This is a genomic window from Pseudomonas sp. LBUM1644 (assembly GCF_059716195.1).
Map to the genome: position 1 here is coordinate 3,872,983 of NZ_CP166812.1, position 14,271 is coordinate 3,887,253.

Here is a 14,271-nt window from a genome sequence, read left to right on the forward strand (position 1 = left end):
TGGATCTCCATGCGGCGAAGATTCAGTGTGGGAGCGAGCCTGCTCGCGAAGAGGCCGGAAGCATCACCACTAAATTCCGTCCGAACACCGACTCATGAGCAGCACGCATAACTCTATAGCCGAAATCCGCAAAAACCTTTAGCGAATGCAAGAGTCACTCTTTGATGAAGAACTGGCGATGCCATCATCCAAAGGAATCGACCAATGGCCGACCGTGACCTGAAATCCCTAACCAGACGCACCTTTCTAATTGTCGGCGCGGTCACCGCGACGGCATTGGCGCTGCCGCCTTTCATCTGCGCTCGGGCCTCGGCGGCCAATGCCGCGCGCCCGATAAAATCCAAAGTATCGATGACGGTAAACGGAGAAGCGCAGGCGCTGGAGGTCGACACCCGCACCACCCTGCTCGACGCGCTGCGCGAGAACCTGCAGCTCACGGGGACGAAAAAAGGCTGCGACCACGGTCAGTGCGGCGCGTGCACGGTGATTGCCGATGGCCGGCGCATCAATGCCTGCCTGACCCTCGCGGTGATGCACGAGGGCTCGAAGATCACCACCATCGAAGGGCTTGGCACACCGGAGAAACTGCACCCGATGCAAGCGGCGTTCATCAAGCACGATGGTTATCAATGCGGGTATTGCACGCCGGGGCAGATTTGTTCAGCGGTCGCGGTGCTTGGTGAGATTCGCGACGGCATTCCCAGCCACGCCAGCCCCAGCCTTACCGATCAGCCACAATTGATCGCCAGTGAACTTCAGGAACGCATGAGCGGCAACATCTGCCGCTGCGGTGCGTACTCCAACATCATCCAGGCGATCACCGAAGTCGCGGAGGCCAGTGCATGAGGCCCTTTACCTATGTACGCGCCAAGTCCCCGGCCGAAGCGGCCGCGCTGGCGGCTCAGGGCAATGATTCACGGTTCATCGCCGGCGGCACCAATCTGCTGGACTTGATGAAGCTGGAAATCGAAACGCCGACGCAGCTGATCGACGTCAACGGCCTCGCCCTCGACCGCATAGAAACCACGCCGGAAGGCGGCTTGAGAATCGGCGCCCTGGTCAGAAACACCGACCTCGCCGCCGACGCACGAATCAGAAAGGATTACGGCTTACTGTCCCGCGCCCTCCTCGCTGGCGCTTCCGGCCAGTTGCGCAACATGGCCACAACGGCAGGCAACCTGCTGCAACGCACCCGGTGCCCGTATTTCTATGACACTCATCAGCCTTGCAATAAACGCCGGCCCGGCAGCGGCTGCTCAGCCATCGGTGGCTTCAGTCGGTCGCTGGCCATCATCGGTGTCAGCGATGCCTGCATTGCCACGCACCCCAGTGACATGGCGGTGGCGATGCGCGCCCTCGATGCGCAGGTCGAAACCGTACGACCCGACGGCAGTACACGCGTGATTGCGGTGGCGGACTTGCATCGACTGCCCGGCAACACGCCGAACATTGAAACCACCCTGGCCGCGCACGAGTTGATCACCGCTGTCACGCTGCCGGCACCGCTGGGCGGCACACACATTTACCAGAAGGTCCGTGACCGAGCGTCTTACGCCTTCGCCCTGATATCGGTGGGCGCGGTGATTCAGCAGGACGGTTCTGGCCGAGTTGCGCTGGGCGGTGTCGCGCCCAAGCCATGGCGAGTGGAAGCAGCTGAATCGACCATGGCGCAAGGCGCAAAAGCACTGACCGGACAGCTGCTCGCCGGCGCCACGCCCACCCCTGAAAACGCCTTCAAGCTGACCCTGGTCGAGCGCACGCTCGCGTCGGTGATGGCACACGCGAGGGCGCAGGCATGAAATTCGACACCCCCGCCACGACCAATCCCATCGACCAACTGAAAGTGGTCGGCAAGCCCACCACCCGTACCGAAGGCCCGTTGAAGACCACCGGCACTGCGCCCTACGCCTACGAACACCACGACGCTGTGCCGAATCAGGCCTATGGCGTGGTGGTCGGCTCGGCCATCGCCAAAGGGCGCATCGCCTCGATGGATCTGGAAGGCGCAAAGGCAGCACCCGGCGTGATCACCATCGTGACCGCGGAGAATGCCGGCAAGCTCGGCCAAGGCAAATACAACACCGCGAAACTGCTCACCGGCCCCGACATTCAGCACTACCACCAGGCCGTGGCCCTGGTGGTGGCCGAAACGTTCGAACAGGCCACGGCCGCCGCGCAATTGGTCATTGTGAATTATGTCGGCGCCGAGGGCGCCTTCGATCTCGCCAGTACTCGTGAATCGGCGGCGCCAACCGAGGAAATGCCAGACGTATCCCATGGCGATTTTACCGGTGCATTTGCCGCCGCACCGGTGCAACTGGACGAGACCTACACCACCCCCGACCAGGCCCACGCGATGATGGAGCCGTTCGCCTCGATGGCCTCCTGGCAAGGCGATCAGCTGACGTTGTGGACCTCCAATCAAATGATCGACTGGTCGGTCACCGACCTGGCCACTACTCTCGGCGTGCCCAAGCAAAACGTACGGTTGATCTCGCCTTACATTGGCGGTGGTTTTGGCGGCAAGCTGTTCATCCGCGCCGATGCGGTGCTCGCGGCACTCGGCGCGCGCCTGGCCGGCAGGCCGGTGAAAGTCGCGTTGGCGCGGCCGATGCTATTCAACAACGCCACACACCGACCGGCGACCATTCAACGCATTCGCATCGGTGCCACAAGCGACGGCAAGATCACCGCCATCGGCCATGAAGGCTGGTCGGGCGACTTGCCCGGCGGCAAAGTCGAACTCGCCGCACAACCGAGCAAACTGCTGTATGCCGGTCCAAACCGCTTGGTGACGATGAGGCTGTCGATCCTTGACCTGCCGGAAGGCAACGCCATGCGCGCACCGGGTGAAACCCCCGGCCTGATGGCGCTGGAAATCGCCATGGACGAAATGGCGGAGAAGCTGAAACTCGACCCCATCGAGTTCCGCATCCTCAATGACACGCAAGTCGACCCGACCGAACCCAACCGGCCTTTTTCCACCCGGCAACTCACCGAATGCCTGCGCATCGGGGCCAACCGTTTTGGCTGGATCAAGCGCCATGCACAACCGGGCACCCAGCGCGACGGCCGCTGGTTGATCGGCATGGGCGTCGGGGTCGCGTTTCGCAATAACCTCCAGGTGAAGTCCGGGGCGCGGGTGCGGCTGAATGATCAGGGGATCGTGACCGTGGAAACCGACATGACCGACATCGGCACCGGGAGCTACACGATCATCGGCCAGACCGCGGCGGAAATGCTTGGCGTGCCGTTGGAAAAAGTAGTGGTGCGACTGGGCGACTCAAGCTTTCCGGTGTCATCCGGGTCCGGTGGGCAGTTCGGTGCCAACTGTTCGACAGCCGGGGTTTATGCGGCTTGCGTCAAACTTCGCGAGGCGGTCGCGCAACGCTTGGGCGTGAACGCGGACGAAGCGGTATTCATCGACAGTGAAGTGCGTGTCGGCGGCAAAATCGTGCCTTTGGGCAGTGCCGCTCAAAGCGGAGAAATAGTCGCCGAGGACTCCATCGAATTCGCCGAGCTGAGCAAGAAGTACCAGCAATCCACCTTCGGCGCGCACTTTGTCGAAGTGGCGGTCGACAGTGCCACCGGGGAGACTCGCGTTCGACGGATGCTCGCCGTCTGCGCGGCCGGGCGCATCCTCAACCCGACGTCCGCCCGTAGCCAGGTGATCGGCGCGATGACCATGGGCGTCGGTGCGGCGTTGATGGAGGAGTTGGTGGTGGACAAGCGCCGGGGCTTTTTCGTCAATCACGACCTGGCCGGGTATGAAGTGCCGGTGCACGCGGATATTCCGCATCAGGAAGTGATTTTCCTGGACGAGACGGATCCGATGTCATCGCCGATGAAAGCCAAGGGTGTTGGCGAATTGGGACTGTGCGGCGTCAGCGCGGCGATTGCCAACGCCATCTACAACGCGACAGGTGCACGCGTGCGGGAGTACCCGATCACGCTGGACAAGATTCTGGACAAGTTACCGCCCATGCTCTGACTCAACTGCCCCTGTAGGAGCTGCCGCAGTCTGCGATCTTTTGATCTTGCTTTTAAAAACAAAATCAAAAGATCGCAGCCTGCGGCAGCTCCTACAGGGTATGGCGGCCGATTCGCACTCCGATGATTAGCCGCTAGAATCAATCAAGACCTATGAGGGAGCCTCATGAATGCTTCGGGAAAATGCCAATGACCTGCTCGCCTTCCTGGCGGTCGCGCGCGAGCGCAGTTTTACCAAGGCTGCCGGTAAGCTTGGTGTTTCCCAGTCGGCGTTGAGCCATACGATTCGAGGCCTTGAAGCACGTCTGGGGCTTCGCCTGTTGACGCGAACGACACGCAGCGTGTCGCCCACCGAGGCCGGTCAGCGCCTGCTGGAAACGGTCGGCCCGCACTTTGAGGAAATCGAGATCGAACTGGCCGCACTGAGTGATTTTCGCGACAGACCGGCGGGCAACATCCGCATCAACGCGACGGACCATGCGCTGGCGTTCATCCTGTGGCCGGTGTTGAAACCGTTTCTGGCGCAGTACCCCGACATCTCGGTGGAGGTGTGCTGCGAACACAGCTTCGTCGACATCGCCGCCCAGGGTTTCGATGCCGGCGTGCGCCTGGGCGAGGACGTGGCGCAAGGCATGATCGCGACGCGCATCGGGCCGGACATGCGCATGCTGGTGGTGGGTTCCCCGGCGTATTTTGCCGATCGCGCGAAACCGGTCACGCCGCGGGATCTGACCGGGCACCCGTGCAATAACCTGCGCCTGCCGACCAAGGGTGGCTTGTACACCTGGGAGTTCGAGAAGGATCAGGAGCGTCTGAATGTTCGCGTGTCGGGACAGGTCACGTTCAACGGTGTGTACCAGTTGCTCCACGCAGCGCTCGACGGTTTCGGCTTGAGCTACATCCCGCAAGACCTCGTCGCCCCGCACATTGCGGCCGGGCGCCTGGTGCCGGTTCTGGAGGACTGGTGCGCACCGTTTGCCGGTTTCCACCTGTATTACCCCAGCCGTCACCAGGCCTCGCCTGCGTTTGCGTTGTTGCTTGATGCGTTGCGATATCGATCTCCCTGACCTCCGCGATCGAATCACAACACACTCGTTGTAGCAGCGGGCGAAGCCTGCGTCCGGCTGCGAAGCAGTCGTAAAACCTGAATGCAAGGTCTGTCTGAAGATTCGCAAATGATGAAAAAAAACTACTGCTGCGCAGCCGGACGCAGGCTTCGCCAGCTGCTACATTCGTCGTGTCAGGTGACAGATGTGCGGGATCTGCCGGCCCCTTCGCGAGCAAGCCCGCTTGTGTCTTGGGCAGGGATTAGGATGAGAGCGGTGAGTGGCAAGCTGAATGCCCGACAAAAATCCAACTGTAGGAGCGAGCTTGCTCCTACAGAAAAACAAACCGGATTGGCGAACAGCTTTTGCTTTTCAACACTCATCAGGCCGAGCGTTAGCTCGCCTTCAGCTTTTGATCTGGACGCACCGCACCCTCGAGGGCATGCCGAGCATTAGCGAGGCTCCGAACGAAAGGGGCAAAAGCGCTTGGTTACTTGGCGCTTCTCCAAGTGACTCGCCGTATGGGCGAAACCAATAGCCGCCGTTACCGAAAAACGGATATGTACGCCAAACGGCAAAAGCCCCTTCAGTTTTTGATAACCCACCCACAGCTGAGGACTATCCCCCAATCCGAAAACCGTTAGCGATCTGGATCACATACAACCGCATGTTTTAAAACGTATTTTCAGCCACCTATCACCTCGGCTCAGCTTTTGCATCAGGTCTCAGGCAAGTGCCGCCACGCCGGCATGCCCCGAGAGAACCTCCATGAAAAACTCAACTCCTGCGAACAAGTCGCCCGACTTTTTCCGAAGTTCGGGTATTGCCTCCCTGATGCTGATGACGTTCGGCCTGTCCACGGTCAGCGCAGCACCACTCGACGATGTCGGGCAACCGCCACCGACGGATCCCTCGGCCTACTACAATCCGCCCGCCGATCCGATAGCCGCGGCGGCCGCGCTGGAAGCCTTGAAAACATTGCCGGAGGCCAATCAGGGCGCAATCGCCCTGCCCAACGGCGCGTTCGGCGACCGAGACACACCGCGAGCAGACAACGTGCTGCCACCCGCCGCGCAAACGTCCTTCAACTTCCCCACCAATGGCAAGCCGAGCCCCTTGTTCGGGGCCGAACCTTTTACCCAGCAACTGCTGTTGTTCGAAGAGTTCGGTCCGGAAAAACTCGACCCCACTACTCCGCCACAGCTCCTGACGTTCCCGGTGCCCACCACCGGCCCGGCGCCGCAGCAGGACCCGAACAACGTCGCCCGCAGCGGCCCGTCGAGTGCCGCGATCGAAGCGTTCATGCGCCAGCCCGGGTTGTTTCCGTACCCGTCGCAGTTCTCCAATGTGCTGGACCGCAATCCGTGGAAGGCGCAGATCGAAGCCTTCCTCAATCGCCACCCGGTAGGCTCGCCCGCCGAGGGCCGGCCGCCTGGAAAAGGCTGGTCGCATCAGCGCTGGAACGAGTTTTATCCTCAGGTCCAATACAAGACCGTGCAAATGGGCGTACGGACCAATCAGGGCCTGCGTGACCGAAAACAACTGCACAACTACGCCAATGGTGAATTCGCGCCCGGCGGCCTCTATTACCAAACCTCGGACATCCCGGAAACCGCCGGCACCACTCGCGGTATCGACGCACGTTTTCACTCGAAAATGCCAGTGCAGAATCACAACTCGCTGTGGACCTTCGACGGCTCCGTGCCGCCTAAATTGCTCATGGTCCGCTACGGCCAGCCGCTCCTGATGCGCCACTACAACGCCCTGCCGATAGACCCCGCCGCCAACGCCGGTTTTGGCTTGCACACCATCAGTACCCACGAACACAACGGTCACTCCCCAGCCGAAAGCGATGGCTATGCCAACGCGTTTTTCTTTCCGGGGCAGTACTACGATTATCGCTGGCCGCTGCAACTGGCCGGCTACGACACGATCAACACCACGGCGCAGGATCCGCGTGCGGCGTTCCCTTGCGCACCGGGCGAAACGCTGTACGTCAACGATGCCAAGCCCGGTCTCAAGACCTGCGAAAACGGCAGCATCAGAATCCGTGGCGACTGGCGCGAGACCATGAGCACCCACTGGTTCCACGACCACATGCTCGATTTCACCGCGCAGAACGTCTACAAGGGCAACGCGGTGATGATGAATTACTACAGCGCCCTCGATCGCGGCAACGAAGCCTTCGAGGATGGTGTCAACTTGCGTTTCCCCAGCGGTTCAGCGTTGCCTTGGGGCAACCGTGACTATGATGTGAACCTGGTAGTCGCCGACAAGGCTTGGGACGAGAGTGGCCAACTGTGGTTCAACCCGTTCAACACCGACGGCTTCCTTGGGGATCAGATCCTGGTCAACTGGCAGTACCAGCCACGCCTTAAAGTCCGGGCGCGCAGCTATCGTTTCCGCATTCTCAATGGCTCGGTATCTCGCTACTTCAAGCTGGCCCTGGTTCGCGAAATCAGCGGCAATGGCGGCGAGTTTCCGGGGCCGGCCGGATCGGCGGTTTCCTACAACCGGGTGCCGTTCCACATGATCGGCAACGACGGCAATATCATGGAGCACGCCGTGCCCTTCGACGGCAGCATGGACCTGGATGACGACGGTGACCGGCAGGACCACAATGCCATTCTGCCCACCCAAGGCATCGCCGAACGCTTTGACATCATCGTCAACTTTGCGAAAAACGGCATCAAGCCGGGCGACAAGCTGTACTTCGTCAACGTGCTGGAACACAAGACCGGCAAGGGTCCCGAGAAAAACGAACTGTCCCTGGCCGACGTGCTGTCCGAGAAGTACAAAGCCGTCATCAAGCAAACCAGCAAGGGACCGCAATGGGACAAGGGCGACCCGACCGTTGGCAAGTTCCTGCAACTGCTGGTGCAGCCTTACACCGGCCAGGATCAGAGCATGGACCCGGTCGCCTATGAACCGGCCAAGCCCGGCAAACCGGCCGGGAAAATAATGATCCCGCTGACCATCGATCGCGACAACCCGAACGACCAGGCCAAACTCAAGGTAGCGCGCCATCGCGAGTTCATTTTCGGTCGCTCCGACGGCACCGACGAAGCGCCCTGGACGGTCAAGACTGACGGCGGCTTTGGCTACGACATGGACCCACGGCGGATCAGCGCCGCCCCGCAATTGGCCAACGGCCCGACCGATGCAGGTTTTTCCGGCGACGGCACCCTCGAGGTCTGGAAGATCAAGAACGGCGGCAACGGCTGGAACCACCCGGTGCATGTGCATTTCGAAGAAGGGGTCATCCTCAGCCGCGACGGCAAGGCACCGCCGGAATGGGAAAAAGGTGCGCGCAAGGACGTCTACCGCATCGGCGAGGGCATCGACAGTTCGGTGGACGTCGAAATGGCCATCCACTTCCGTGAGTTCGCCGGCACCTACATGGAGCACTGCCACAACACCCAGCACGAAGACTCTTCAATGTTGCTGCGCTGGGATGTCGAACACCCTGGCCAGTTCCAGTTGATGCCCACGCCCCTGCCCGGCTGGGACGGTGTCACCTACGTCAACTCGGCTGCGCTGCCCACCTTCCGCACCGGTGGTCACGATGACGACAACCAAGGCCAGAACATGAAACCGCTGGCCAACCCGGACAGCGCCATCAGCGCCAACGGTCAACCGGTGACCATCAATGTTCTGGCCAACGATACCGATCCGGACGGCAATGTGCCGCTCAAAGTCGTCGGCCTGGAGCAGCCGGACTCTGGGTTGGGTACGGTCAGTACCGATGGTGTGCGGGTGATCTACACACCACCCGCCACAATCGCTGCCCCCTTTACCGCGACTTTCACCTATCAGGCCAGCGACGCCAAGAATGCGGTGTCGGATCGCACGACGGTATCCGTGGCGGTCTCGGCACCGGCGACGGTCAACGAAGACCTGGTGGTCACCAGCGCTTCGGTCACCGCCCGTAGCAACAACCGCTACACCTGGGACTTGGCCGGTACGACGTCACGGGGCACGGGCAACAGCATCACGGTGACGGCGTCGACCACCGCCGGGCCGCTGAACCTCGGCACGGCTACCCTCACCCCGACCGGCACGGGTGCGCGCTGGCGGGTGTCCGTCACGACCACCGGCAGTGGCCCGACACCAAGCCCGACCATTACTGTTCGGTCGGCATTCGGGCAGGCGGTTACGGCACCGCTAGCTGCGCATTAAGGAGGCACTGATTGGGTAATACCTGTCAACGAAGCCCCTGTGGGAGCGCAGCATTACCCTGATAGACGCCCGATCCATGTGGATCGGGCGTCGATCGATTACGGAGTAATCGGTCCAGAGAGAGCGGATCGCTGGCCCGTTTTTCTCTCGGACCGAACGGCCTACAGTCGCCTCCAGACACTTACTGGAGGTCACCATGAATCACCCAACCTTGCTTTCCACGATCAAGATCGGCCCACACGCCCTCTCCCACCGCGTCGTCATGGCGCCACTGACCCGGATGCGTTCCGAGCCCGGCGACCTGCCAGGCGCGTTGATGGCCGAGTACTATTCGCAGCGCGCCACCGACGGCGGCTTGATCATTTCCGAAGCCACCGTGGTGTCGACCACGGGTAATGGCTATCTGGGCTCGCCCGGCCTGTATAACGACGCGCAAATTCCCGGTTGGAAAGCCATTACCGAAGCAGTGCACGCCAAGGGCGGGCGGATTTTCCTGCAACTGTTCCATGCCGGTCGCCAGTCCCACAGCGACATGCAGCCTGGCGGCGCCCAACCGGTTGCGCCTTCGGCCGTCGAATATGACGGTGTTGCCTACACCGCCAGTGGCTGGGTGCCGAGCACTCCGCACCGCGCACTCAGCGAAGCGGAAGTCGAAGCCTTGGTCGAAGATTTCCGCAGCGCCGCAGAACGGGGGCTGGAGGCCGGTTTCGATGGCGTGGAAATCCATGGCGCCAATGGTTACCTGATCGACCAGTTCCTGCAGGACGGCAGTAACCGTCGCACCGACGCCTATGGCGGCAGCATCGCCAAGCGCTCGCGCTTTCTGCTGGACATCACCCGTGCCGTGATTTCGGTGTGGGGCAGTGAACGGGTGGCGGTGCGCCTGGGCCCCAGCGGTAATTTCGGCGACATGAAAGACAGCAATCCTGAAGCCTTGTTTGTCTATGTCGCCGAGCAACTGGCACCGATGAAACTGGCGTATCTGCACCTGATCGAGCCGCGTGTCCTGGGCAACTCCATTGATGAGAGCAAAGACCAGAACCCGGTCGCGGCCCAGTTGATTCGCAAGCACTACGACGGTGTGATCATCGCGGCCGGCGGGTTTAGTGCGGCGTCTGCCGAGCAGATCCTGCAAGCGGGCGATGCTGACCTGGTGGCGTTTGGTCGAGACTTTATTGCCAACCCGGACTTGCCGGAGCGCATTCGGCACAACCTGCCGTTGAATGCTTATGACCGTGATACGTTTTATGGTGGTACTGAGGTTGGGTTTACCGACTACCCGTTTTACCAAGCCACTGCCTGAACTTCTCGCTGAATGTAAAACCGCTTTCGCGAGCAAGCCCGCTCCCACATTTTGACCGCGTTCCCATGAACGAACTCGGTTAAGTGTGGGAGCGGGCTTGCTCGCGAAGGCGGCACCTCCGTTTCCCCCCTTTGCAAATCCCCCACCCGCCTCTACTCTGCGTTAACCCCTCCTGCACCGAGCACACCCCAAATGATGGACAGCCTCAGCGGTATCACGGCCTTCATTCAGGTGGCCGAGACCCGCAGCTTCACCGAAGCCGGCCGCCTGCTGGAAATCTCCTCGTCGGCGGTGGGCAAGAGCGTGGCGCGCATGGAGGAACGCCTCGGCGTGCGGCTGTTCCACCGCAGCACCCGCAGCGTCACCCTCACCACCGAAGGCGAACTGTTCCTGGACCGCTGCAAACGCATCCTCAGTGAAGTGGAAGCGGCGCAACTGGAGCTGCTGGAGCTGTCCGCCAGCCCTCGAGGCAAGGTGCGCATCAGCGTGCCGATCCAGAACGTGCTGATCATGCCGGTGCTGGCCGGGTTCATGCGCGCCTACCCGGACATCGAGCTGGACGTGGACATGTCCGACCGCATGGTGGACGTGATCGAGGAAGGCTTCGATGCGGTGATCCGCACGGGCGCGCCCCAGGACTCGCGGCTGATGGCGCGCAAGTTGGGGGGCTATCAATTGCAATTGGTCGCATCGCCCGAGTACCTGAAACAGCACGGCGAGCCGACACACCCGGACGATCTGAGTCGCCACGTGTGCCTGCTGCACAAGTTTCCGGCCACGGGGATGATCGAGCGCTGGCCGCTGCGCATCGGCGAGACGCACATCGAGCCGAATCTATCGAAGGCCTTGGCCTGCACCACGATGGATCCGCTGACGTACCTGGCGATAGATGGGGTGGGGATTGCCTGCCTGCCGGATTTTTCAATCCGCCAGCCGCTGGCCGATGGCAGGCTGAAGGTGGTGCTGGAGGATTACACCGACCACGCCGGCAACCTGTGGATGCTCTGGCCTGCGTCGAAGCAGACCGCACCCAGGCTGCGGGTGTTGATCGATTACATCAAAGACAACATCCTCAAAACCTGACCGTGACAGCTGCGGTTCACTGTAGGAGCTGCCGCAGGCTGCGATCTTTTGACCTTGATCTCCTCGAGATCGCCGAGATCAAAAACCAGATCAACAGATCGCAGCCTTCGGCAGCTCCTACAGTGGGTCAGCATCGTTTAATTGGATAGCGTTGCGGCGATCGGGTTCTTGCTGATACCGAAACTGAGCATCACCGCCAAGCCGAGCAAACCGATCCCGGCGCCCAGCCACAGCGCCGAAGGCACGCCGGCGTGATCGACCATCAAGCCGCCGAACAGCGAGCCTGAAGCGATCGCCACCTGAAACGTCGTCACCAACATCGCGGAACTGGCCTCTGGCAATTGCGGCGAGGTGAGTTGCATCCAGTTGCTGACGCCGAGAGGAATCGCGCCGTAGGCAACGCCCCACACCAACACGGCCACCGTTACGCCCGCCCCTTGCAACGCAGGCAAGGCCAATTGCGCGATCACCATCAGCAGCACCACGACGCCCAACGAAGCGCGCAAATGGGTGGTGATGCTCCCGGCCATGGCGAAATTCGCCAGCATGCCGACCAAGCCGAAGCCCAGCAGAATCGCGGTAATTGCACTCGGTGAGAAGCCGGCGTCATGCCCCAGGAACGGTGCGATGTAGGTGTAGGCCGTGAAGTGCGCCGCCACCACCGTTCCCAGCAACAGCATGCTGCGCCGGGCGTTCTTGCGCGACAGGAACGCCAACAATGCGCGCACCTGCAAACCTTCACGGGACGGCAGCGACGGCAACGTCAGCCCTTGCGCAATCAGCGCCAGCAACGCCAGCCCGGCCGTCACGGCAAATGACATCCGCCAGGAAAACAGCGTACTGACAAACGTGCCGAACGGCACCCCGAGCACTGTCGCCAGCGTGATGCCGGCGAAGATCAGCGCCGTGGCTTTCGCCGCTTTTGATTGACTGACCAGGCGCCCTGCCGCCGCAATCGCCACCGCCCAGAAACCACCCAGCGCCACGCCCAACAACCCACGCCCCAGCAGCATGACCGCCAGCGACGGCGCTAGGGCCGACACGACGTTGGACGCCACCAGCAACAGCGTCAACAGCAGCAATAATTGACGCCGGTTCATGCGCCCCGCGCCGAGCATGATCGCCGGCGCCGACATCGCCGCGACCATCCCCGGCACAGTGACCATCAATCCCGCCACTCCATCGGTAATGCCCAGATGATTGGCAATCTGCGGCAGGACTCCCACCGGCAAATATTCAGTGGTGACAAACGCGAAAGCGCCAAGGGCCACGGAGTACACCGACAGCCAGTCGCGCCAGGAGGACGGCGGCGTCTGCGCGAGCGCAGCGCTGGCCGATAATGCGTGCATATCGTTCATGGGAAAGCTCCACAGTAATGAGTGGAGCCATGGTAGGTAGCGCCCCGACGCAGAAAAACGGGCTGGCGCTCCGATCACTCTGGATCAATCACTCCGCAATGCGCGGATTAGCGCCGTCCGGGTCCATAGAGTTCAGCGCTGTGGCCCGTTTTTCCCATGGCCCGCGCTCCCTAGACTTGCCTCGTCAGCCACCAACCTCACGAGGACACTCCCATGACCACTCCACACTCCCCCATTCGCGTCGGTATTATCGGCGTCGGCAACTGGGCACGCCACGGCCACCTGCGGGTGCTCGCCCTGCTGCCGCAATACCGACTGCAAGCGGTGTACAGCGAACACCGCGAACGTGCCGAAGCCGCGGCCGGCGAATACGACATCGCGCAGATTGCCGACTCGGTCGACGCCCTGGTTCACAACTCCGACGTCGACCTGGTGGTGGTGCTCAACACTGCGCCGCAACATGAACAGACCGTGCGCGCCGCCATCGCTGCCGGCAAAGACGTCTACTGCGAATGGCCGCTGACCACCACGACGGCCGCTTCCGAGCAACTGCTGCAATTGGCGAACGACGCTGGCGTGCGCCACATCGTTGGCCTGCAACGCCGCCACGCACCGCATAATCGCTACCTGCAAGACCTGTTGCAGCAAGGCTACGTCGGCAAATTACGCTCGGTACGCCTGCACGTCAGCATGAATTACTTCCAGGCCTTGCGCCCCAACGCCTTGCGCTGGACCGCGCCCGAAGAGAACTTCTCCAGCGTGATCGCGATCTACGCCGGGCATTTCCTCGACATGCTCTTCACAGCCACAGGCTGGCCGCTGAGCGTCTCGGGATTGCTGGTCAATCAGTTCCCGCAAGTGACCATCAAGGAAACCGGCGAAGTGCTGGACAGCAGCGCGCCGGATCAACTGGTGCTCAGCGGCATGCTCGAGGACGGCGTGGTCATTTCGATTCACATCGAAGGCGGAAAACGCAACGGCTCCGGGGTACAGATCGACATCACTGGCGATCAGGGCGACCTTAAAATCACCAACCGCTCAGCCTTCGGTGATGTCGGCGACGACTACGTGATCGAGGGTGCCCACGGTGACAACCTGCCGTTGGAAGTCTTGCCGCTGCCTGATCACTATCTGCGTTTGCCGGCCTCTTCACTGCCATCGGCCGTGCTGGAGCTGGCGGAGTTGTATCACGTGTATGCGCAGGACGTGGCCGAAGGCACCCATGCCGCGGCGACTTTTGACGATGCGCTGCGTTTGCACCGGTTGCTGGATGCGGCCAGAAACGGGGTTCAGTCGCCGCTCGGTTGAGGTG

Annotated in this window: 9 protein-coding genes; 8 read left to right on the top strand and 1 reads right to left on the bottom strand. The window is 61.6% G+C overall.

Annotated features, from left to right (window positions below; all coding sequences use genetic code 11):
* Window positions 1-204: 204 nt before the first annotated feature.
* The 7 genes from paoA to ACA052_RS17540 all read left to right on the top strand — a co-directional run bounded on the left by paoA (window position 205) and on the right by ACA052_RS17540 (window position 11,601).
* A complete protein-coding gene (gene paoA / locus ACA052_RS17510; RefSeq protein WP_497646000.1) occupies window positions 205-846 on the top strand; it encodes an aldehyde dehydrogenase iron-sulfur subunit PaoA in 642 nt (213 codons plus the stop codon).
* A complete protein-coding gene (locus ACA052_RS17515; protein ID WP_497646001.1) occupies window positions 843-1,799 on the top strand; it encodes an FAD binding domain-containing protein in 957 nt (318 codons plus the stop codon). The genes paoA and ACA052_RS17515 overlap by 4 nt, the downstream gene beginning before the upstream one ends.
* Window positions 1,796-3,991: an aldehyde oxidoreductase molybdenum-binding subunit PaoC gene (paoC, locus tag ACA052_RS17520; protein WP_497646003.1), complete on the top strand. Its 2,196-nt coding sequence runs from the start codon at window positions 1,796-1,798 to the stop codon at window positions 3,989-3,991. Before ACA052_RS17515 ends, paoC begins: the two co-directional genes overlap by 4 nt.
* Before the next feature lie 169 nt (window positions 3,992-4,160).
* Window positions 4,161-5,057 carry a LysR family transcriptional regulator gene (locus tag ACA052_RS17525; RefSeq protein ID WP_497646005.1) on the top strand — a complete coding sequence of 299 codons (897 nt, stop codon included), beginning with the start codon at window positions 4,161-4,163 and terminating at the stop codon, window positions 5,055-5,057.
* 747 nt (window positions 5,058-5,804) lie between these two features.
* Window positions 5,805-9,215, top strand: coding sequence for an Ig-like domain-containing protein (locus ACA052_RS17530; RefSeq protein ID WP_497646006.1), 3,411 nt, complete (start codon window positions 5,805-5,807; stop codon window positions 9,213-9,215).
* Between the two features lie 196 nt (window positions 9,216-9,411).
* A complete protein-coding gene (locus ACA052_RS17535) occupies window positions 9,412-10,518 on the top strand; it encodes an alkene reductase (protein WP_497646007.1) in 1,107 nt (368 codons plus the stop codon).
* Between the two features lie 195 nt (window positions 10,519-10,713).
* On the top strand, window positions 10,714-11,601 hold the full coding sequence (locus ACA052_RS17540) for a LysR family transcriptional regulator (RefSeq protein ID WP_497650349.1): 888 nt from the start codon (window positions 10,714-10,716) through the stop codon (window positions 11,599-11,601).
* Window positions 11,602-11,738: 137 nt separating this feature from the next.
* On the opposite strand, the gene ACA052_RS17545 is transcribed toward ACA052_RS17540, so the two are convergent.
* Window positions 11,739-12,959 (bottom strand): MFS transporter, encoded by a 1,221-nt coding sequence (locus tag ACA052_RS17545; RefSeq protein WP_497646008.1) that lies wholly within the window; start codon window positions 12,957-12,959, stop codon window positions 11,739-11,741.
* 213 nt (window positions 12,960-13,172) lie between these two features.
* On the opposite strand from ACA052_RS17545, the gene ACA052_RS17550 reads away from it, so the two are divergent.
* Window positions 13,173-14,267, top strand: a complete 1,095-nt coding sequence (locus ACA052_RS17550) for a Gfo/Idh/MocA family protein (RefSeq protein WP_497646009.1) — start codon at window positions 13,173-13,175, stop codon at window positions 14,265-14,267.
* Window positions 14,268-14,271: the final 4 nt, after the last annotated feature.